This is a genomic window from Cupriavidus sp. D39 (genome assembly GCF_026627925.1).
In the GTDB taxonomy this organism is placed as follows: Bacteria; Pseudomonadota; Gammaproteobacteria; order Burkholderiales; family Burkholderiaceae; genus Cupriavidus; species Cupriavidus ulmosensis.
Window position 1 is genome coordinate 3,538,689 of sequence record NZ_JAPNLE010000009.1, and the last position, 21,031, is coordinate 3,559,719.

The window sequence follows — 21,031 nt, forward strand, 5'->3', positions numbered from 1 at the left end:
ACCACGGCCCGTCGATTCGCGGCAAGGCCATGGTGGCGCAGTTGATCGACTGGCGGCAGCCTTTCGGCACAGCTTGCGCTATCAATCGCGCGCCAGCCCTTCGGCCACCAGCGCTTCGTGCACCTTGGGCCGCGCAGCCACGCGCGACAGGTAGGCCTGCAGCGCGGGGTAAGGGTTGAGCGGCATGTTCAGGAAATTGGCCCAGTTGGCCACAGCGAAGCAGTAGGCGTCGACCACGGTGAACTGCTTGCCGCACAGGTAATCGCGGGTGGCCAGGTGCCGGTCCAGTTCGGCGAAGCGCAGGGCCACCTTGGCCTTGCAATCCTCGCGCGTGCTTTCCGCGGTTTCCTTGTGCCAAAGCCACGGACTGAAGACCTTGTGCAACTCGGTTGAGACCAGCGTCAGCCAGCCCACCGCTTCCAGGCGTTCCCGGGTGCCGGCCGCCGGCAGCAGCGCCTTGCCCGGGGCGAGGTCCGCCACGTATTGCAGCAGCGACGCGGCTTCGGTATGGCGCGCGCCATCGTCCAGTTGCAGCAGCGGCACATAGCCGCGCGGGCTCACCTTGTAGAAGTCATCGCTGCCGTGTTCCGGCTCGGCCAGCTTGTGCTGTGCCAGGTCGACCTTGGCGAGCGTGAATGGCAGGCCTGCTTCGCGCAATGCGATATGGACGGCCAGGGAGCAAGCGCCAGGGGAGTAGTAGAGCTTCATCGGGTTGTCCTCGCTGTTTTGGGTTCGGAGTTTCGGGGTTTGCCGCCACGGCTTGTGGTGGCAGTGCAGGCAGTCTAGGATTGCGGCAGTGCAATCGCAATGCGCGCTGGTGCAAGTCATGACTGCAAATTTGCAATGAATATGCCCTACCAACTCTCTTCCCCCGATCTCGACGTGGTGCTGGCACTGGTGCGCGGCGCCACGCTGGCTGAAGCCGGGCGCCGGCTCGGGCTCGATGCCTCCACCGTGTTCCGCGCGCTCCAGCGCATCGAGAAAGGGCTGGGGCGGCGCTTGTTCGAGCGCAGCCGCGCGGGCTACCTGCCGACCGAACTCGCACAGCAGTTCGCGCAGCATGCCGAACGCATTGAGGCCGAGCTGGAGGCGGCGCGCGCGCATGCTTCGGTATCCGCGGGCACGGTGTCGGGCCTGGTGCGCATCACCACCACCGATACCGTGCTGCATGGCATGGTGCTGCCGGCGCTGGCGCCGCTCGGGCGCCAGCATCCCGGGCTGAGCTTCGAGCTGATCGCCACCAATGAGCTGGTCAGCCTGACCCGGCGCGACGCCGACATCGCCGTGCGCGCCACGCGGCATCCGCCCGACCACCTGATCGGCAAGTGCCTCGGCCCCTGCGTGTGGCGGTGTTCGCGGCGCGGGGGCTGGTGGAGGCGGCGGGCATCGCGCTGCCCAAGCCCGGCGGCTGCGTCGACCTTGCCGCGCTAGCGGCCCTGCCCTGGATCGCGCCGGACGAGGCCATGCCCGATCACCCGTCAGTGCGCTGGCGCCGCAAGCACCTGCCGCGCGTGGCGCCGCAGTACCGCGTCAACAGCATCGCCGGCGTGCTGGAAGGCGTCGAGGCAGGGCTCGGCGCCGGCATTGTCTCGCTGATGATCGGGCGGCGCAGCGGCAAGCTGGTGGCGCTCACCGGCACGCTGGACGAGTGCGACACCGACCTGTGGCTGCTGACGCATCCCGAGTCCCGGCATTTGCGGCGCATCGCCACCGTGGTCAGTCATCTGGCGGAGCATGTCAGGCTGGATGAGTAGGGCGGTGAGAGCGTATGCTCACGGCGCTGCCAGCGCGGCGGGAATGGCGCTGGCCAAAAATCGTAGACCGCGCGGATGCGCGCGCTGCCGCGGATTTCCCTGTGCACGGTGAGCCAGACCGGCAGCGGCGGAATGGACAGCGCCGGCAGCACGGTGCGCACGCGCGCATCGCCGGCGGCGATATAGCGCGCCGCAAAGCCCACGCCCAGGCCGGCGCGGATCGACTGCCACAGCACGATATCGTCATCGCTGCGCACCGCAAACGCCTCGCGGGCGACCTCCACGCCCATGGCGCGAAAGCCGCGCAAGATCGTGTCGTCGTGGTCATAGCCGATCAGGTCAAAGCGCAACAGGTCTTGCGCCGTGCGCGGCACGCCCTTGCGCCGCAGGTAGTCCTCGTGGGCGCAGGCGCATAGCGCCACGGACGCCACCTTGCGCGCGATCAGCGAGGCCTGCGTGGGCCGCACCATGCGGATGGCGATATCGGCCTCGCGCCGCAGCAGGTTGCTGACGACGTTGGACGACACCACTTCGATGGCGATTTGCGGCTCGTGCAGGCGCAGGTCCGCCAGCAGCGGCGGCAGCAGGTAGCTCGCCACCGCGCGGCTGGCGGAGATGCGCACCGTCCCCGCAATGCCCGCCTGGTCGCGCGCCAGCGTGCGCGCTACCGCATCGGCCCCTTGCTGCATGGCGCGCGCGTGCCCGGCGATGGCGCGCGCGGCATCGGTGGGCTGCAGGCCGTGGCCGGTGCGCTCGAACAGCGGCACGCCGAGCTGCGCCTCCAGTTGCGCCACGTGGCGCCCAAGCGTGGGCTGGCTGCTGGACAGCTGGCGCGCCGCGCCCAGCAGGCTGCCGGCCTCCATCACGGCCAGGAAGGAGCGCATCAGCGCCCAGTCGAATTCTTCGGCCATTCTCTCTATCGCTCCTTGCCTGGCGGGCTATTCAAAAATGAATTCGTGAATTGCCAAATCGTACAATTGTGGAGGAGCGAAGGATCGCCCACAATGGTCTTCAGGCGATGCCACAAGGGGAACGCGATGCAGGAGAACGTGATGCGCGACACCGTATTGATACTCGGCGCCAACGGCCGGCTCGGCCGCACCTTGGTGGACGCCTTTGCCGCCGCCGGCTGGACCGTGCTGGCGCAGGCACGCCGTGCGCTGGCCGGCACTGTGCCGCAAAATGTGCGCGGCCTGGCCATCGACGTGGCCGACACCGCGCAACTGCTCGCCGCGGCGCGCGGCGCCAGTGTGGTGGTGAACGCGCTCAACCCGGTCTATACCGAGTGGGAGCAGCACGCCGAAGCGCTGGCGCGCAGCGCGATGGCGGTGGCGCAGGCGCTGGACGCCCTGCTGCTGTTTCCCGGCAACGTCTACAACTTCGGCGAGTCGATGCCTGCGCTGCTGCGCCCCGACACCGCCGAGCGGCCCAGCGCGCGCAAGGGCGAGATCCGCCGCGCCATCGAGGCCGCCATGCGCGAGCGCGCGCCCGGGCTGCGCAGCGTGATCATCCGCGCCGGCGACTTCTTCGGCGGCCCGGGCCGCGGCGCATGGATGGACCTGGCGATCGCCAAGTCGCTCGATCAAGGCAAGGTGGTCTATCCCGGCCCGCGCGACCGCGCGCATGCCTGGGCCTACCTGCCCGACCTGGCGCAGGCCTTCGAGGCGGTGGCACGGCGCCACGCGGATCTGCGGGGACACACCGTGCTGCATTTCGCGGGATATACGCTAACGGGCGATGAACTGGTGAGCGCGCTGGCCGAAGCCAGCGGCATGCCGCACGCACCGCGCGTGGGGGGCATGCCGTGGTGGCTGATCCGCACCGGCGCAGCGGTGGTGCCGATGTGGCGCGAGCTGGCCGAGATGGCTTACTTGTGGAAGGTGCCGCACGCGCTCGATGGCACGGCGTTGGCAGCCTTGGTGGGCGAGCTGCCGCGCACGCCGCTCAAGCAAGCGCTGCGCGCAAGCCTGGGCGAACTGGGTTTGCGGGTGGCGGCCTGAGCGCGGGCTAGGCTTGCGCAATGATGTCGGCGCGTGTCACCACGCTGCCGAAATGATGCCGCCACAGCTTCGCGCCCAGCGCACCGGAAGGATCGAGAGAAGACCCGACGGTGAGGTCGGAGATCAGCGTAGGCTGCAGGCCCGCATCAAACAGCGCGAAGCCCGCAGCCAGCACGCAGGTCTCGGTCTGGATGCCTGCAACAAGGACACGTTCCGGCGCCAGCTCGCCCAGATACGCAATCGCGTCGGCGGACGGAAGATAACCATGCTTCACGAACACGCGATCCGCCGGAATCAGGGACTGGTCGCCGGTGCCGGGTGCCCAGCCGAGCTGGCGCATGAATGGCGTGCGCGATTCGTCATGGTGTTCCACGGTCGCCACCGAAGGCATCTGGCCGATCAGTGGCAGCAGGCCATCGATCAGCCATTGCGGCGGCGAGAACGTGGGCTGGACATCGACGATCAACAAGGCTTGTCGCAAGATATCCTCTCCGGCGGTCGCATCGAAATGCTTGGCCGGGAGATTATAGGAGACGGAGCCCGCGCCCGACAGCGCGCATTAGTCCAGCATCGCCGCCAGCGTAGGCGGCAACCCGCGATTCGGCTTGCGCGGCGGCCGCGCAAAGCTGCCCTCCGCCGCGCCTGTGGGCGCTAGCGCAACCAGGCTCTCGCAATGCCGGATCGCGCTCGACACGCCATCCACCACCGGCACCGGAATCCGGTCCTTGAGCGTACGCGCCAGCCCGGCCAGCGGCGCGCCGGCCACGATGATCACATCCGCGCCATCCTCGCGCACCGCCTTCAGGCTTAGCTCCTCCAGCCGCGCCGCGTGATCCTCCTGCACGCTGCCGATATCGCGCAACGGCTGCTGCAACGAACGCACGCTGGCCAGCCGCGAGGTCAGCCCGTTGGCCGCCACGCACTCGCGGTACCAGGCCTCGATCCGGTGCGAAATCGCAATGATGGAGAAGCGCTGCCCAAGCAGGCACGCGCTGGCCAGCGCCGCTTCCGTCATGCCCACCACCGGCACGTTGAAGAGTTCCTTCAAGCCCGCCAGGCCCGGATCGCCAAATGCCGCTACCACCAGGCCGTCGAACTGCCCCTGATGCTCGGCGGCCGCGCAAGCCGTCGCATAGCCGCCCACCAGCGCCTCGAACCGCGTCTCGATATAAGCCACGCCGAACTGCGCGGTAGCCATCGTCAGCGAAGTGCCAGGCGAAGCGGTACGCGTGGCCTCCGCGCGAATCAGCTCGGTAACGCTCTCTGAAATATTGGGATTAACAACAAGAATACGCATGATCGTGTCCGCAAAAATCAAACCAGCGAAGGCGCCCCCGCCGGCAAGAACCTTCCCCGCCCCGGCGCCGGCTCCAGGTACTTCCCATCCTCCACCAGCAACTCCCCACGCGAGAAGCAATGCACCGGCCAGCCGGTGACTTCGATGCCTTCATAGGGCGTGTAGTCCACCGCATGATGCAGGTCGCTATTGGCGATCCGCACCTTGCGCTGAGGATCCCACAACGCGATATCCGCATCGGCGCCCACGGCAATCGTCCCCTTGCGCGGATACAAGCCATACAGCCGCGCCGGCCGGTACGAAGTCAGCTCGACAAACTGATGCAGCGAAAGCCGGCCTTGCGCGATGCCGTTGAACAGCAGCGGCAGGCGCGTCTCGATGCCGGGCACGCCATTGGGAATGTGGTCGAACGGCTGAGCCGTGCCGCCCAGCTTCTTGCCTTGCGGATCGTCATAATTGAACGGCGCATGGTCCGAGGAAAACACGCTGAACACGCCATTGGTCAGCGCACGCCAGACCGCCGCCTGGTTCTCGGGATCGCGCGGCGGCGGGCTGCAGACGCACTTGGCGCCCTCATAGCCATCATCGCCAGGCAACCCCATATCCTCGGCGGTCAGGTACAGGTACTGCGGGCAAGTCTCCGCCAGGATCGGTAGTCCCCTGCCCTGTGCCCAGCGAATCTGCTCGATCGCTTCCTTGCCGGAAACATGCACGATCAGGATCGGCACATCGACCAGCTCGGCGAACGTGATCGCGCGGTGCGTGGCTTCGCGTTCCACCAGCGCCGGGCGCGCCATGCCGTGGAAACGCGGCGAGATGCGTCCTTCCCCGACCAGCTTCTCGGTGAGCCAGGAAATGCAGTCCGCGTTCTCGGCATGCACCATCACCAGCGCATCGTTGCGCTTGGCCACGTCGAGCACGTCCAGCATCTCGCGGTCGGACAACTTCAGGTCGTCGTAGGTCATGTAGACCTTGAACGAGGTGTAGCCCTTGCGAATCAACTCGGGCAATTCGTTTTGCAGGACTTCCGGCGTAGGATCCGCCACGATCAGGTGGAACCCGTAATCCGCCACCGCGCGGCCTTCGGCGCGGCGATGGTAGTCCGCCACCGCTGCCTTGAGCGAGCCGCCCTTTTCCTGCGCCGCGAACGGGATCACCGTGGTGGTGCCGCCGCACACCGCCGCGCGCGTGCCGGTGAAGAAATCATCCGCCATGCGCATGCCGTCGGGCATGGGCTGGTCCAGGTGGACGTGGCCATCCACGCCGCCCGGCAGCGCCAGCAGGCCGGTGGCATCCATTTCGCGCGCGGCGCGCGGCAGGTCGTGGCCCAGCATGGCGATGCGGCCGTCGCGCACGCCGATATCGCAAGTGAAGCGGTCGGAGGCGGTGACCACTTCGGCGTTGCGGATGACGAGATCGAGTTCGGTGTTCATGCGCCCTGCTCCTTCATTCCACTTCGGCAAACAGGCGGCCCCAGCCGCGCAGCGCGCGCGTGTCCACGCCGGCCAGGCGCAGCGATTTCCACACCACGGTGGAGATGGTGTCGTAGACGGGGATGCCGGTCTCGGCTTCCAGTTCTTGCACCAGGTGCGCGGCGCGCAGGTTGGTGCAGAAGGTGGTGATGGCTGACGGCTTGTGCTGCGCCACTTCGCGCACCATGCGGCGGATGGTGTCTTCTTCCACGTCGGCGAAGCTGTAGTTCACGTGCAGGTCCAGGTGACGCTCGGCCGTGCAGCTAAAGCCGTTGCGCTTGTAGTTCTGCACGATGCGTTGCTGCACGTCGTCCAGGTAAGGCGTCACCAAGGCGAAGTCGCCCGCGCCGGTCTTCTCCAGGATTTCGTTCAGCGCCAGCACCGAGGTGGTGGCGGGAATGCCGGTGGCTTCGGTGATCTGGCGGCACAGTGCCTGGTCTTTCTCGAAGCCGAGCCAGCCGGACGAGGTGCCGTTCCACGCGATCACGTCCACGCGCGCATCGGCCAGCAGCTTGGCCGCGCCGATGATCTTGTCGAGATCGAACTGGCCCAGCGCCTGGTCGCGCAGCGAGATCTCGGTGACGGTGAAGCGCGAGAAATGCGCGCTGACGTTTGGCAGGCCGCTCACCATGGCGCTGGTGATGGGCTCCAGCGCGGTGTTGGAAGACGGCGTGAGCATGCCGAGGAGGGTGCGTTTGGTCATGGGAATAAAGCTCTCAGGAGATGGCGTGGCCCGATGCGATGCGCCGCCCGGGCCATGCTCGTTATTGTTCGGGCTTGTCGTTGAAGGCGAGGGCGGTGCCGGGCTTGCCGTGGCTGGCGCGGGCCAGCACCAGCTCTTTCTGCAGCGCCGCTTGCCGCGCTGCGTCCGGCCTGACCTTGTTGCCGGCTTGCAGGGCAGGCAGCACGTAGTCGTTGACCATCTTGCGGTAGAGATCCAGGTAAGCCGCGTCGCGCAGGCCGCCGGCGGTGGACATGATGCTGTTCATCACCACCACGGTGTTTTGCTGCGGCAGCACGGTGATGAACTGGCCCTTGAAGCCCATCGCGCTGAACTCGCGCTCGCTCTTCACGATGTTGTTGACCCAGCAGTAGTAGCCATAGTCGGCGGCCGGACCGGCGGGCGTGGTCATGCGCGCCACCCAGTCAGCGGGCACGATCTGCTGGCCTTGCCATTTGCCCTGGTTGAGCATCAGCAGGCCGAGCTTGGCCATGTCGATGGAGCGCAGCCGCAAGCCCCAGCCGCCCGAGACCGCACCCTTGCCGTCGGCGCCGTCCCAGCGGTAGTGCGACATGCCGAGCGGCTTGAACAGGCGCGCCTCGGCATAGCGTTGCTCGGGCTGGCCGCTGACCTGCGTGATGGTGGCGCCCACCAGGACGGGGTTGACGTCGATGTAATCAAACTCCGTGCCGGCCTTGGTGCGCACCGCGGCGGAGGCGGCGACCTTCAGGCGGTCGGGCACGCCGTAGTAGAGCGTATCGGTGCCTTCCACCAGCTTATAGGACAGGCCGCTGGACATCGACATCAGGTGGCGCAGCTCGATGTCCTGCTTGTCGGCCAGCGCCGGCGCCAGGTCCGGGCGCGCCGCGGCCAGCAGCGGGGCGGGCTTGTCCTGCGGGGTGAGTTTGCCGTCGCCCACCAGCGTGCCGACCAGCAGCGCGCTGATGAACTTGGTGACCGAGTACAACTCGTGGTTGTAGTCGCGGCCGAGTTCGTCGCCATAGCGCTCGAACACCAGCTTGCCATCCTTGATGATGAGCAGGCTGCGCACGTCGAGCTGGTCGCGGCGGATCCATTGGGATAGCTCGATGAGCTTGCGCGAATCGACGCCGACGGCTTCGGGCTGGGCCGTGGGCAGGTCGGCGGACTGCGTGGCGGTTTGCGCTGCGGCCGGCGGCGCGGCGTTTTGAGCGTGGGCGTTGCCGAGCAGCAGCAGGGCGGCCAGCGTGGCGGCGCGCGCCAGCTTGCGTTGACTTGCTTTCATGAGGTGTCTCCTCCACCGCCCGGCGCGGGGTGCGCTGCCAGGACGGGAGCGGTTCATGCCGCGACGCTGCCGGTAGGTGCCGGCGCGGCGCGGGCTTGGGGTGGAACGGGTCGTGGAGATCGCGCCGGGCTCAGACCGGCAGCTTCTTCTCGTAGTCGATCGCGGTCGAGGACAGCAGCAGGCCCACGCCGGCGGCGGCAAAGAACATCAGCGCCAGGAAGTACGAGCCGGTGAACTGCACGATCATGCCGACGATGATGGGCACGGTGATGCCGCCGATATTGCCGCCCAGGTTCATGATGCCGCCCAGCACGCCCACCTTGTTGCGGGTGCCGAGGATGGACGGAATGCACCAGAACAGGCCGCACCAGCGCAGGAAGAACAGCGTGCAGGAGAGCAGGACCACCACGACTACCGGATCCTTCACATAGGCCACCGAGAAGATCGACACGGTAGCCACCACGGCGGCGATGCCAAACAGCGTGCGCATCACCAGGTTGGGCCTGCCGCCCGCCGCCTTCCACTTGTCCGCGATCCAGCCGCCGACCAGTTCACCAACGAAGCCGGAGAAGAAGATGATGAAGCTGGCGCCGCCCATCTGCTTGATGTCGAAGCCGTGCACCTTGTTCAGGTAGTTGGGCATCCACGTCAGCAGGCCGTAGAACACGCTGTTGAAGCACATCCAGCCGATTGCCATGCACCACACGGAGCGGTACTTGAGGAAGTCGAGCGAGCGGCCCGACAGGTTGGCCGGCTCGGCGCGATGCTCGGTGGCTTGCGCGGCTTCGATATAGCTGGCTTCTAGCTCATTGACGCCACGGTGCTCGCGCGGGGAGTTGCGCACGTAGTACCACGCTGCCAGGCCAGCCAGCACGGTGCCCACGCCGGCGACCACGAAGGCCAGGCGCCAGGAACCCAGCGCGGTGATCAGCCAGGTGATGATGATGGCGCCGAGCGCCGCGCCCAGCGGCGCGCCGCCATCCAGCAGGGTGGCGCCGCGGCCGCGTTCGTTCTGCGTCATCCAGATCGCGTTTAGCTTGCCGCCGGCCGGGTAGATCGGCGCTTCAGCCGCGCCCAGCCCGAGCCGGGTCAGCAGCAGGGCGCCGGCGCTGGTGCACACCGCCGCCAGGGCCTGGAAGGCGCCCCAGAAGATGGTGGCGATGGCGATCACGATGCGCGGCTTGTACTTGTCCGCCAGCATGCCGCCGGGAATCTGCATGACCGCGTAGGTCCAGAAGAAGGAACTGAGGATCAGCCCCTGCATGGTGGGGCTGAGGTCGAACTCCTTGGCGATCAGCGGCATCGCTACCGAGAGCGAGGCCCGGTCGATGTAGTTGATGGCGATGAGGAACAACATCATCAGGAAAATCTTCCAGCGTACGGAGCTCTTCGTCTCCGTTAGCGCTGCAGCCCGGCTTGTCGTTTGCATGACGCTTGTCTCCTTTGGGGGAATGGTAGAGCGGTTTGTGTTGTGTGTCGCGCAACTTGGACGGAGTATAGGATACGTAATCTGTAATTACAACTGTCGTAAGTCATTGATTTTATTGTTAAGAAAACGCACAATTTTGGGATGTGTTAGCCTTCTTGTGGTGCATGTTCCCCATCCCGATGATGTCTGTGACTCAAACGCTTCCTAAATCCACCCGCCTGCGCACCCTCGGCATGTCGGCCGAAATCGCCGCCCGGCTGCGCACCATGATCGAAGAGGGCGAACTGCCCCCGGCGCGCGCATCGACGAGCGTGCCTTCTGCGAGATGTTCGATGTCTCCAAGACGCCGCTGCGCGAGGCGCTCAAGGTGCTGGTGTCCGAAGGCCTGGTGCTGCATCGGCAGTACATCGGCTACCGCGTGGCGCCGCTCGACTTCGATGAGCTGCGCTCCACCTTCGAGACCCTGCACGGGCTTGAAGCCACGGCCGGCGAACTCGCTGCGGCGCGCCTGTCCGAGGCGGCCATGGCGCGGCTCGAGCGCAAGCACCAGGCCATGCTGGAGGCCCATGCCGCCGGGCGGCGCACCGAGTACTTCCGCACCAACCAGGAAATTCACCAGCTGATCATCGACGGCGCCGCCAATCCGGTGCTGGCCGGCATCTACGCCACGCTGATGAGCAAGGTCCACCGCGCGCGCGGCGCCGCCAATGCGGATATGCTGCGCTGGCAGGAGTCGCACGAGGAACACGAGGCCATCATGGCCGCGCTGCGCGAACCGGGCCGCCTGCGGCTGGCGCAGGTGCTGCGCCAGCATTCCGAGAACACTGCAAAAGAAGTCCTGACCGTGGTCGCGCGGACCCTTTCCGAGCCCGCCGGCCGCATCGCCACCGAAGCCAAGGGGAAACGATGAAACTAGTACGTGTGGGTAAGCCGGGCGCGGAGCGCCCGGGTCTGATCGATGCCGAAGGCCGCGTACGCGACCTGTCCGGCGTGCTCGACGGCCTCGGGCCGCGGGAGCTGTCCGCCGAGGCGCTGGCGCGCCTGGCCAAGCTGGACCCGGCCACGCTGCCGGTGGTGCAGGCAGAGCGCTTCGGCGTGCCCTGGACCGGCATCGGCAAGATCGTGGCGATCGGCCTGAACTACGCCGACCACGCCGCCGAGGCCGGCATGGCGCTGCCGGCCGAGCCCATCGTCTTCCTCAAAGCCAACAGCTCGCTCAACGGGCCCAACGACACGGTGATGCTGCCGCGCGGCTCCGAGAAGACCGACTGGGAAGTGGAGCTGGGCGTGGTGATCGGCAAGGTCGCGCGCGACGTCCCGCTCGCCGATGCGCTCTCGCATGTGGCCGGCTACTGCGTGGTGAACGACGTCTCCGAGCGCGAATTCCAGATCGAGCGCGGCGGCACCTGGGACAAGGGCAAGGGCTGCGACACCTTCTGCCCGGTCGGCCCGTGGCTGGTCACGCGCGACGAAGTGGCCGACCCGCAAGCGCTGGGGCTCTGGCTGGAGGTCAACGGCGAGCGCGTGCAAAGGGCAGCACCGCCACCATGGTGTTCGACGTGGCCACGCTGGTGAGCTACGTCAGCCGCTTCATGACGCTGCACCCCGGCGACCTGATCTGCACCGGCACGCCGCCGGGCGTGGGCATGGGCTTCAAGCCGCCGCGCTTCCTCAAGGCGGGCGACACCATGCGCCTGGGCATCGACGGCCTGGGCGAGCAGGGCCAGACGGTGGTGGCGTACGCGTAGGCTGGGTTATCCGAAAGACGCGAAGAAGGGCGGCCAGCAATGGCCGCCCTTCTTGCTTGTTGGCAAGCCTGGGGCATTAGCCGAAGCCGACAGGCCGGGCCAAAGCCGCGCGCCATGACGACGTCTGTTTCTCCCTCTCCCCTCAGGGGGAGAGGGCCGGGGAGAGGGGTGGCTTAGTCAATATGACTCCCCTGGGGCAAAGAGGGCTGGCCCGCCGCGAGGAATCAAACGCGGGTTAGCATGACTGCCAGAGCCGCATGGTGTGGACAGCGCCACACCCGGCGATTTCCAGCGCGGAGGCCAGCATGGAACACGATAGCACTTTGTACGTGGGTCTTGACGTCCATAAGGACTCGATCACGGTCGCCTACGCACTCGGCGCGGGCGAGGTCGAACTGCTTGGCAAGATCGGTACCTCGAAGGCCGATATCGATCGCCTGTGCAAGCGCCTGCAGTCTAAAGCGAGCCGGATCCGCATCGTCTACGAGGCAGGCCCTTGCGGCTATGGCCTTTACCGGCAGCTTGCAGGGAAGGGATTCGAGTGCATGGTGTGCGCGCCGTCGCTGATCCCGAAGAAACCCGGCGAGCGCGTCAAGACCGATCGGCGCGATGCGGTCAAGCTCGTGCGATCGCTGCGCGCCGGCGACCTCTCGGCGGTGTACGTGCCCAGTGTGGAGGACGAAGCGTTCCGGGATCTGTCACGCGCGTGGGTCAGCGCCAAGGACGATCTGAAGCGCGCCCGGCAACGGCTGAAGGCCTTTCTGCTTTCACATGGGGTGCGCTACAGCGGCAGAGCCGACTGGGGACCGGCGCACCGGCGCTGGATCAGTACCTTTGCGTTCGACACCGTGTGGCAGCAACTTGCCTTTGACGAATATCGACGTGCCATCGAGGATCGGCTCGCGCAATGCAGCCGTCTCGAAGCGGCCTTGCGCGAAGCCGTGGTCAACTGGCGCTTCTATCCGGCCGTACTGGGCTTGCAGGCCATGCGCGGCGTGCAGTTCACCACGGCGATAGGCATGCTCGCCGAATTGGGCGATCTCTCGCGCTTTGTGCATCCGCGCCAACTGATGGCCTGGCTCGGGGTGACGCCCGCCGAACATTCATCGGGGGAAAAACGGCGCCAAGGCAGCATCACCAAGAACGGCAATAGTTATGCAAGAAAGCTGCTAATCGAAGCCGCCTGGAGTTACCGGCACCCGGCACGTGTGAGCCCCGAGATTCAGCGACGGCACGAAGGCATCCCGAAGGCCATCGTTGACCGGTCCTGGGACGCCCAGGTTCGACTGTGCCGGCGCTATCGAAGACTTGCCGCGCGCGGCAAGAACCCGAACATTGCGGTGGTTGCGGTGGCCCGCGAACTGAGCGGGTTCATCTGGGACATCAGCCGGCTCGCCATGTCGCTTGCCATACCGAACGCGGCGCAGACAACGTAACCCAGCGCCAAGGTACCAACCTATCTGCCACCTACTGTGGAGCCAGTTTCCTGAAGGGCGACGTAGCCCGGCACACGAGCAACCCGCGACCTAGCTAGGCAACGGATTTCATCCGACTTGCGGCCTTAGATAGCGGCAGGCTCATTGGGCGGACCTCTGTAATGCGGTAACCAACCCGCGGATATCAGCGTGATCCACCGTCGAGACTTACTGCTACGTCGCCCTCCAGGAAATTGGGGAACAACCATGCAACCGTGAAACTGAATCAAACCAATCTCGATTGACACGGGGAGTCATATCAGCTAGGAGCTACTTGGAGCAAAGCCCGTGGTGTTTTCCAGCAAGCAGGCGTAACGAGCGCCCGCCCTCTCCCCCAGCCCCTCTCCCGCACGCGGGAGAGGGAGCATGACAACGCAGATCCGGCTTTTTGCCTGTCGCTTGTACCGCTGTCGACACCGGCGCCGCACACCTGCACCGCACGCCTGCAAATCTCCCCGCTATCCCTTTGAGCGCGGGATCGTCCCCCGTTCGCAACAGTTGTTCCCCTGATTTCGCTACAAAGGGTTAAACCGTTTGCGCTCTGCGCCCAGCGTGAAATACTGTTTTCTATACGCCCCGCAAAGGCCTCAGAAAAACGAGTACTGCCATGTCAGAACACGCCCCCGAACTGATCGAGTCACTTCTTGCCGACTCGCACGCGACCCGATCCGCCGCCGCCTCTCCCTCCACCTCCCGCGCTTCACGATTCTGTGAGCTGGCCGACACCATCGACAGCCGCGCCGAGCTGGAAGCCATCCGCCACAGCATCCACCAGCACCCCGAGCTCGCCTTCGACGAAGTGCGCACCGCCGAGCTGGTCGCCACCTGGCTCGAAGCCTGGGGCTACGAGGTGACGCGCAGCGTCGGCGGCACCGGCGTGGTCGGCACGCTGCGCGAAGGCGGTGGTCCGCGCAGCATCGGCGTGCGCGCTGACATGGACGCGCTGCCCATTCATGAGCGCACCGGCTTGGCGTACGCCAGCATCCACGCCGGCAAGATGCACGCGTGCGGCCACGACGGCCACACCACCGTGCTGCTGGGCGCGGCCCGCCAACTGGCCCGCACGCGCAACTTCAACGGCACCGTCAACCTGATCTTCCAGCCCGCCGAAGAAATCGGCTCCGGCGGCGGCGCCGAGCGCATGCTTGCCGACGGCCTGTTCGAGCGCTTCCCCTGCGACGCGATCTTCGGGCTGCACAACCACCCCGGCGTGGAAGCCGGCACCTTCATGTTCCGCGCCGGCCCGTTCATGGCGGCCTGCGATACGGTCGCCATCACCATCCGCGGCAAGGGCGGCCACGCGGCCCGCCCGCACCAGTCGATCGACCCGATCCTGGTCGCCGGCAGCCTGGTGATGGCGCTGCAGAGCATCGTGTCGCGCAATATCGACCCGAACGAAACCGCCGTGGTCACCATCGGGACGCTGCATGCCGGGCATGTGCCCAATGTGATTCCCGAGAGCGCCAAGCTGGAGCTGAGCGTGCGGTCGTTCAGTCCCGATGTGCGGCGCACGCTGGAAGATCGCATCCGCAAGCTGGTGACTTCACATGTGGAGGGCTATGGCGCTACGGTGGAGATCGATTACATCCGGGGCTACCCGGTGCTGGTCAACAGTGAGCGCGAGACCGAGTTCGCTCGCCAGGTGGCTGAGGAACTGGTTGGGCCTGACAACGTGGTGGCGAATTTCCCGCTGATCGCCGGGAGTGAGGATTTTGCTTACTTCCTGCAGCAGCGGCCGGGGTGTTTTGTGCGGATGGGGAATGGGGCGGGGCAGCCTTTGCTGCATAACGCTGGGTATGATTTTAATGATGAGAATTTGACGGTTGGGGCGGCTTATTGGGCTAGGTTGGTGGAGAGGTATTTGGAGGTGTAAAGGGGGATGGTTGGGGTGGTTGGGGGCAAGGGCAGACCAGTTAGCTCTTGTTGTATTGGTTGGTGTCTTTTTTGGGCGGCGTTGGTTTTTGGACCCAAGAGCCGTACGACATCCCCCTGCGGGGGCTGCCGGTCACTTTTCTTTGCGCGGCAAAGAGGGTGGAGACAAAAGAAAGAAAGACCTATTCTTCCTAAACTGAACATGGAGATGCAGTCATGGGGAAGATGGGAAGGCCCTTGGCCATAGACGAGGAGCATCACGCGCAGTTGCGGGAACTGGTGAGAGGCCATCCGAACGCGACGATGAGGGAGTTGGCCCAAAGCCTTGCCGAGCAAGGTGGCCCCAGGGTCAGCACGGTCACGCTGGCGGCGGCTTTGCGCCGCGCTGGATTGAAGCGAGTTGCGCAACCCAGCGCTGTACTCTATGCAAAGCCCAGTGAGCCCGCGCATTACGGCTACAGCGATTCTCATCGCCTGGAGCCGGCCGATCCTGGCAAGTACACCAGTTGCCTGACCGATGCCGAATGGGCGCTGGCGGCCGACCTGTTCGAACGGCCAGAGGGACATCGGGGACGACCTGCGGTGTACGAGAGGCGCCGCATGGTCAAGCGCACCCATGCCTGGAACGAGCGCTCGCGCCGCCTGATCATGCATCACGATCGCAGCATCGCCAGCGCAACCGCCTGGGTCTGGCTATCTCAGGCACGTTTGCTCGTACGCCGATTGACCAATGCCTGAATTTGTCCTCACCCTCAAAGAAAACTAACGAAAGAAAGCCGCCCTGCCGGGGGCAGAGCAATAAGGCTTATGTGGGGCCGGTGGTTGCGTCGTACGGCCCTGAGTGTTGGCTGGCGTGTCCTACCGGCCTGGAGGTCATCGCACCTGCATGACCCACGGGTTTCGTGGTGCGGCCCCTGACCTCGCGTGCGGTGACCATTCCCACATCTGCCGTTCGCGGTGCGGAGGGCCGCGATGCAGCCCACGTTTCTGGTTTCGTGGTTTTGTCTCTGGCGGCGAATGCCCGGCCATTTGATGCCCTGCCGTACCGGCGCTGCCGGCAACTTGCTATCAGTCCTCCTGGTTTCGTGGTGGGCACCGTGGCCCGGTCCGCGAGGGTTCACGCTCGAACACCACCGCGCTTGCCCTCCGAGACAAAACCACGAAACCAGCCACACCCGAAACAGGGCAGCCCCTCGCGCCGCGAACGGCAGATGGCCGAACGCGCACCGCACACGAGGTCAGGGGCCGCACCACGAAACCCGTGGGTCATGCAGGTGCGATGACCTGTGGGCAGGTAAGGCACGCCAGCCAACACTCAGGGCCGTACGACGCAACCACAGAGGCAAAAACAGCCTTATTGCTCTGCCCCCGGCAGGGCGGCTTTCTTCTCGTTAGTCTTCTTTGCCGCGCAAAGAAGAGTGACCGGCAGCCCCCGCAGGGGGATGTCGTACGGCCCTTGGGTGCAAAAGCCAACGCCGCAAAAATCAAAGCCCAACCACAAGACAAGAGCCCTCGAACATCACCGCGCTTGCCCTCCGAGACAAAACCACGAAACCAGCCACACCCGAAACAGCGCAGCCCCTCGCGCCGCGAACGGCAGATGGTCGAACGCGCACCGCACACGAGGTCAGGGGCCCCACCACGAAACCCATGGGTCATGCAGTTACGATGACCTCCAGGCCGGTGGGACACGCCAGCCAACACTCAGGGCCGTACGACGCAACCACAGAGGCAAAAAAAGCCTTATTGCTCTGCCCCCGGCAGGGCGGCTTTCTTTCGTTAGTTTTCTTTTGCCGGTCAAAGAAAAGTGACCGGCAGCCCCCGCAGGGGGATGTCGTATGGCACTTGGGTGCAAAAGCCAACGCCGCAAAAATCAAAGCCCAACCACAAGACAAGAGCCCTCGAACATCACCGCGCCTGCCCTCCGAGACAAAACCACGAAACCAGCCACACTCGAAACAGCGCAGCCCCTCGCGCCGCGAACGGCAGATGGCCGAACGCTCACCGCAAACGAGGTCGGGGGCTGCACGACGAAACCCATGGGTCATGCAGTTGCGATGACCTCCAAGCCGGTAGGACACGCCAGCCAACACTCAGGGCCGTACGACGCAACCACAGAGGCAAAAACAGCCTTATTGTTCTGCCCCCGGCAGGGCGGCTTTCTTCTCGTTAGTCTTCTTTGCCGCGCAAAGAAGAGTGACCGGCAGCCCCCGCAGGGGGATGTCGTACGGCCCTTGGGTGCAAAAGCCAACGCCAACAAACAAAGCCCAACCTCGCAGCAAGAGCCAAATGTGCTGCGCTTGGGCCCAAAAACCACCATCGATCCAAAAGCGCCCAAAGCCCCAAAGCCCCACGCCTAAAAAGCCCCACCCCACCCCCAAAATTCACCGAAAAAACCCACTAGGCGGCACCCCAAACTGCCTCCTAAACATAGTAGAAAACGCACTAGGACTCTCATACCCCAAATCCAAAGCCACATCCACCACCTTAGCCCCGGCGGCCAGCCCCTCCAACGCCGACAGCAACCTCGCCTGCTGCCTCCACTGCCCAAACGTCATCCCCGTCTCCCGCGCAAACCGCCGCTGGATCGTCTTGGGATCCACCCCTAGCCGCTCCCCCATTGCGCCAAAGTCAGCGCCGTATCGGGCGCCCCGACAATCGCATCGCAGATCTCCCGCAAACCGGCATCCGCAGGCCGCGGCAAGTGCAACGGCAACGTCGGCACCAGCATCACTTCATCCAGCAGCAGCCGCATCAGCCGCCCGTCGCGCGATTCGGCCGCGTAGGGTGTCGGGATATCGATCGCGGCGAGGATGAGCTCGCGCAGCAGCGGCGTGATGCCAAGCACGGTGCAGCGGGTGGGCAGGTTGGCGGCGGCGTCCGGCCGGATATAGGCGGTGCGCATGCGCACGTGCCCGACCATGCGGATCCAGTGCACCGTGCCCCCAGGCATCCACATGCCGCGGGTTGGGGGCACGATCCATTGCCCTTCGGCGGTGGCGACCACCATCACGCCATGCACCGCGTGGATGAGCTGCGCGTTGGGATGCTGGTGCGGCTTGGTGACGTGGCCGGGCTGGTAGTCGGCGGCCATGGCGGTGACCGGCATGGGGCTGCGGTCGTATTGCAGGTAGGCGGGCGATTTGGAGTAGGTGTCGGCGCGGTCCATGCCGGGCGGGGAGGGGATCAGGCGGGGCGTGGGGTTTTCGTCGTGCCGGGCGAGCGGTGTGTCGTCTAGCCCGTTGTTGCGCTGCGAAAGGTGCGTGACGGGACGGGGCATGTCCTTTTCTCCAAGGTTCCGGCCCTATTCTCGCAGGACAGGCGGATTTGCGCCATTTAGCATGGTCGCCACGATTCCCTAGTTGCCTTTTCAGCCCCTTAATTCTTCTCCAACATGAGCAGCCGCATCGATACCGCGCCCGGCGGCGCGAATGCCTCGCCGCAAGGCCAGGCGCAGACTTCTACAAGCGCGCAGGCCGCCGAGCGGACCGGTTTTCGCGTACTCGGGGCGATCAGTTTTTCGCACTTCCTCAATGACATGATCCAGTCGCTGATCCTGGCCATCTATCCGATGCTCAAGGGCGGCTTCAACCTCAGCTTTACCCAGATCGGGCTGCTTACGCTGACGTACCAGATCACTGCTTCGCTGCTGCAGCCGGTGGTGGGCCTGTACACGGACAAGCATCCCAGCCGCAGTCGCTGTCGATCGGCATGGGCTTCACGCTGTGCGGCTTGCTGCTGTTGTCGGTGGCGCCTACCTATGGCGTGCTGCTGCTGGCGGCCGCGCTGGTGGGCACCGGGTCGTCGATCTTCCATCCGGAGTCGTCGCGCGTGGCGCGCATGGCGTCGGGCGGGCAGCACGGGCTGGCGCAGTCGATCTTCCAGGTTGGCGGCAATGCGGGCAGCGCTACCGGGCCGCTGCTGGCGGCGTGGATCGTGCATCAGCAAAGCAGCGTGGCGTGGTTTTCGCTGGCGGCGTTGCTGGCGATTGCCGTGCTGTGGCAGATCGGCAGCTGGTACGGCCGCGAGCTGGCGCATACCACGCGCAAGCGCAAGGCTGCCGTCACCGCCGCGCCGCTGCCGCGCAGCACCGTGGTGCGTGCCATGGTGGTGCTGATGGCGCTGGTGTTCTCCAAGTATTTCTACATGGCGAGCCTGAACACCTATTACACCTTCTACCTGATGGAGCGCTTTGGCCTGACGCGGCAAAGCTCGCAGCTCTACCTGTTCGTATTCCTGTTCGCGGTGGCGGCCGGCACCATCCTGGGCGGCCCGATCGGCGACCGTATCGGCCGCAAGCGCGTGATCTGGGCGTCGATCCTGGGCGTGGCGCCGTTCACGCTGATGCTGCCGCATGCCAACCTGTTCTGGACCGGCGTGCTGTCGTTCATCATCGGCTTTATCCTGGCCTCGGCGTTCTCGGCGATCCTGGTGTTCGCGCAGGAACTGATCCCGGGCAAGGTGGGCATGGTGTCGGGGCTGTTCTTCGGCTTTGCTTTCGGCATGGGCGGCATCGGCGCCGCGGTGCTGGGCAAGCTGGCCGACGCGCATGGCATCCAATCGGTTTACCAGCTGTGCGCCTTCCTGCCACTGCTGGGCTTGCTGGCCATTTTCCTGCCCGACCTGGGCGGGCGAAAAAGCAGGCCTGAGCCTGCGCGCAGCGGCCCGCGGCCATATCGCTGTTCGATTTCATGCACCGTCGTGGTGCCAATGCGCCACATTGCAGCAACCCCACGCGGTGCGTGGCGCACCCGTGGGGCTGCCGTCTCAGCATCAAGCCTGTCCTGCAGGATGCCTGCCGCCTGGCGGATGCTGGACGATCACGCCGTACCACCCCAGCCCCGGATAGGTCTCGTAACCCGGCGTGCGGGCAAACGCCACCAGCGCGCCGTCCGGCGCCTCGTACCAGCCGGTGGGGTTGTTGTCGTCCTTCAGGGCGAAGGTCTCGGCCAGCAAGCCCACGCCATCCGACGCGGCGATGACGCGGTGCTTCGCGTCCACCAGCAGGCAGCGCGTGCGCTGCCAGTCTTCCGGGGATAGCCGCACGCCCTTGACCACCGTCTGCGCCTGCGGCGCCCAGTTGAAGAAGATGGCGAGCACGCCGGCGGGCTCGCCGTTGGCGCGGCCGCCTTCGCGGATGGCGGTGGCGTAGGTGGCCACGCTGGCGTTGTCGAGAAAGCGCGACACCGCGACATCGTGCGCGACATAGTCGTCGCCCGACGTGGTGGCAATCGCGCGCTTGAACCATTCCACGCCCGAGACATTGCGCCCTGCCACGCCGGGGTAGGCGTGCGGGCGGCCATTGGCGAGGACGCGTCCCTGCGCGTCGATGACCCACAGGTCGAGGTAGACGGTGTAGCTGTTCAGGATGACGCCAAGGCGTTCGCTCGCATGGCTGGCGGTGGTGCGCTCGGGGCTGCTCACTGCCTCCACGAGGGCGGCGTCGGTGGCCCACCAGCGCACGTCGCAGGAGCGCTCGTAGAGGTTGCGGTCGACCACGTCGATCATGTTCAGCGCCATGTCGGCCAGGCGCTGGCCCTGGTGGCCGCGCATCTGCCGGATCATGGCGTCGCCGAGCTGGGTGAGCTCGGCGATGGAGCCGCCCAGCTCCGTGGTCAGCTCGCCGGTGATGCCGGAGATGCGCTCGGAGACCTGCTTGACCTGATTCGCCACGACGCTGAAGCCGCGGCCCGCATCGCCGGCGCGCGCCGCCTCGATCAAGGCGTTCAGGGCGAGGAACTTCGTTTCCCGGTTGATCTCCGCGATGCTGGAGATCTTGTTGTCCGCGATATATCCAACGTGGTGAGACAGCTCGACGATGCGGTCTGCGCTTGCCATACGGTATCTCCCATTACAGATCCAGTGACCAGTCAGGAGCCCGGCGTGTGCTGTCGAAAACGGTCCGCACCATGTTTGTTCTGCGTCGCTCCTGTCGTTCTGCATAGGCGAGAAGCGTGCCAGCCTGGCATCAGGCTGGCATCAGGCTGGCACCAGCGACA

At 65.7% G+C, this 21,031-nt stretch carries 12 protein-coding genes and 6 pseudogenes; 8 read left to right on the forward strand and 10 right to left on the reverse strand.

Going from position 1 to position 21,031, the window contains the following annotated elements:
• Positions 1–81 precede the first annotated feature (81 nt).
• Positions 82–708 (reverse strand): glutathione transferase GstA, encoded by a 627-nt coding sequence (gene gstA / locus OMK73_RS28625; protein ID WP_267604986.1) that lies wholly within the window; start codon positions 706–708, stop codon positions 82–84.
• A 135-nt stretch (positions 709–843) separates the two neighbouring features.
• Here gstA and OMK73_RS28630 point away from each other — a divergent pair.
• Positions 844–1,754 (forward strand): annotated as a pseudogene (locus OMK73_RS28630) (LysR family transcriptional regulator).
• Here OMK73_RS28630 and OMK73_RS28635 read toward each other — a convergent pair.
• On the reverse strand, positions 1,721–2,665 hold the full coding sequence (locus OMK73_RS28635; protein ID WP_267604987.1) for a LysR family transcriptional regulator: 945 nt from the start codon (positions 2,663–2,665) through the stop codon (positions 1,721–1,723). The pseudogene OMK73_RS28630 and the gene OMK73_RS28635 sit on opposite strands and share 34 nt — an antisense overlap.
• 93 nt (positions 2,666–2,758) lie before the next feature.
• Here OMK73_RS28635 and OMK73_RS28640 point away from each other — a divergent pair, with 93 nt between their 5' ends.
• On the forward strand, positions 2,759–3,754 hold the full coding sequence (locus OMK73_RS28640) for a sugar nucleotide-binding protein (protein WP_267604988.1): 996 nt from the start codon (positions 2,759–2,761) through the stop codon (positions 3,752–3,754).
• Between the two features lie 7 nt (positions 3,755–3,761).
• Here the strand turns inward: OMK73_RS28640 and OMK73_RS28645 are convergent, their stop codons facing one another.
• From OMK73_RS28645 to OMK73_RS28670, 6 genes are all read right to left on the reverse strand, one after another.
• Positions 3,762–4,235 carry an isochorismatase family protein gene (locus OMK73_RS28645; protein ID WP_267604989.1) on the reverse strand — a complete coding sequence of 158 codons (474 nt, stop codon included), beginning with the start codon at positions 4,233–4,235 and terminating at the stop codon, positions 3,762–3,764.
• Positions 4,236–4,313: 78 nt separating this feature from the next.
• Positions 4,314–5,051 carry an aspartate/glutamate racemase family protein gene (locus OMK73_RS28650; RefSeq protein WP_267604992.1) on the reverse strand — a complete coding sequence of 246 codons (738 nt, stop codon included), beginning with the start codon at positions 5,049–5,051 and terminating at the stop codon, positions 4,314–4,316.
• A 17-nt stretch (positions 5,052–5,068) separates the two neighbouring features.
• Complete coding sequence (gene hydA / locus OMK73_RS28655) at positions 5,069–6,484, reverse strand: dihydropyrimidinase (RefSeq protein WP_267604995.1); 1,416 nt, start codon at positions 6,482–6,484, stop codon at positions 5,069–5,071.
• A 13-nt stretch (positions 6,485–6,497) separates the two neighbouring features.
• The gene (locus tag OMK73_RS28660) at positions 6,498–7,226 is read right to left on the reverse strand and encodes an aspartate/glutamate racemase family protein (RefSeq protein WP_267604998.1); all 729 of its coding nucleotides are present in this window, start codon (positions 7,224–7,226) and stop codon (positions 6,498–6,500) included.
• 61 nt (positions 7,227–7,287) lie between these two features.
• Positions 7,288–8,508, reverse strand: coding sequence for a serine hydrolase domain-containing protein (locus OMK73_RS28665; protein ID WP_267605001.1), 1,221 nt, complete (start codon positions 8,506–8,508; stop codon positions 7,288–7,290).
• Between the two features lie 130 nt (positions 8,509–8,638).
• A complete protein-coding gene (locus tag OMK73_RS28670; protein WP_267605002.1) occupies positions 8,639–9,937 on the reverse strand; it encodes an MFS transporter in 1,299 nt (432 codons plus the stop codon).
• Between the two features lie 182 nt (positions 9,938–10,119).
• On the opposite strand from OMK73_RS28670, the pseudogene OMK73_RS28675 reads away from it, so the two are divergent.
• The 5 genes and pseudogenes from OMK73_RS28675 to OMK73_RS39440 form a co-directional block, all read left to right on the forward strand.
• Positions 10,120–10,847 (forward strand): annotated as a pseudogene (locus tag OMK73_RS28675) (GntR family transcriptional regulator).
• Positions 10,844–11,685, forward strand: a pseudogene (locus tag OMK73_RS28680) (fumarylacetoacetate hydrolase family protein). Before OMK73_RS28675 ends, OMK73_RS28680 begins: the two co-directional pseudogenes overlap by 4 nt.
• Before the next feature lie 305 nt (positions 11,686–11,990).
• Positions 11,991–13,121, forward strand: coding sequence for an IS110 family transposase (locus OMK73_RS28685; RefSeq protein WP_267605003.1), 1,131 nt, complete (start codon positions 11,991–11,993; stop codon positions 13,119–13,121).
• A gap of 646 nt (positions 13,122–13,767) precedes the next feature.
• Entirely contained in the window at positions 13,768–15,033 is a 1,266-nt protein-coding gene (locus OMK73_RS28690) for a M20 aminoacylase family protein (RefSeq protein WP_267605004.1), read from the forward strand.
• Between the two features lie 599 nt (positions 15,034–15,632).
• Positions 15,633–15,770, forward strand: a pseudogene (locus tag OMK73_RS39440) (IS5/IS1182 family transposase); the annotation flags it as partial.
• 1,646 nt (positions 15,771–17,416) lie between these two features.
• Here the strand turns inward: OMK73_RS39440 and OMK73_RS28700 are convergent.
• Positions 17,417–18,340 (reverse strand): annotated as a pseudogene (locus tag OMK73_RS28700) (AraC family transcriptional regulator).
• Positions 18,341–18,426: 86 nt separating this feature from the next.
• On the opposite strand from OMK73_RS28700, the pseudogene OMK73_RS28705 reads away from it, so the two are divergent.
• Positions 18,427–19,670, forward strand: a pseudogene (locus tag OMK73_RS28705) (MFS transporter); the annotation flags it as partial.
• Positions 19,671–19,805: 135 nt separating this feature from the next.
• Here the strand turns inward: OMK73_RS28705 and OMK73_RS28710 are convergent.
• Positions 19,806–20,870, reverse strand: coding sequence for a methyl-accepting chemotaxis protein (locus OMK73_RS28710; protein WP_267605006.1), 1,065 nt, complete (start codon positions 20,868–20,870; stop codon positions 19,806–19,808).
• Positions 20,871–21,031 lie beyond the last annotated feature (161 nt).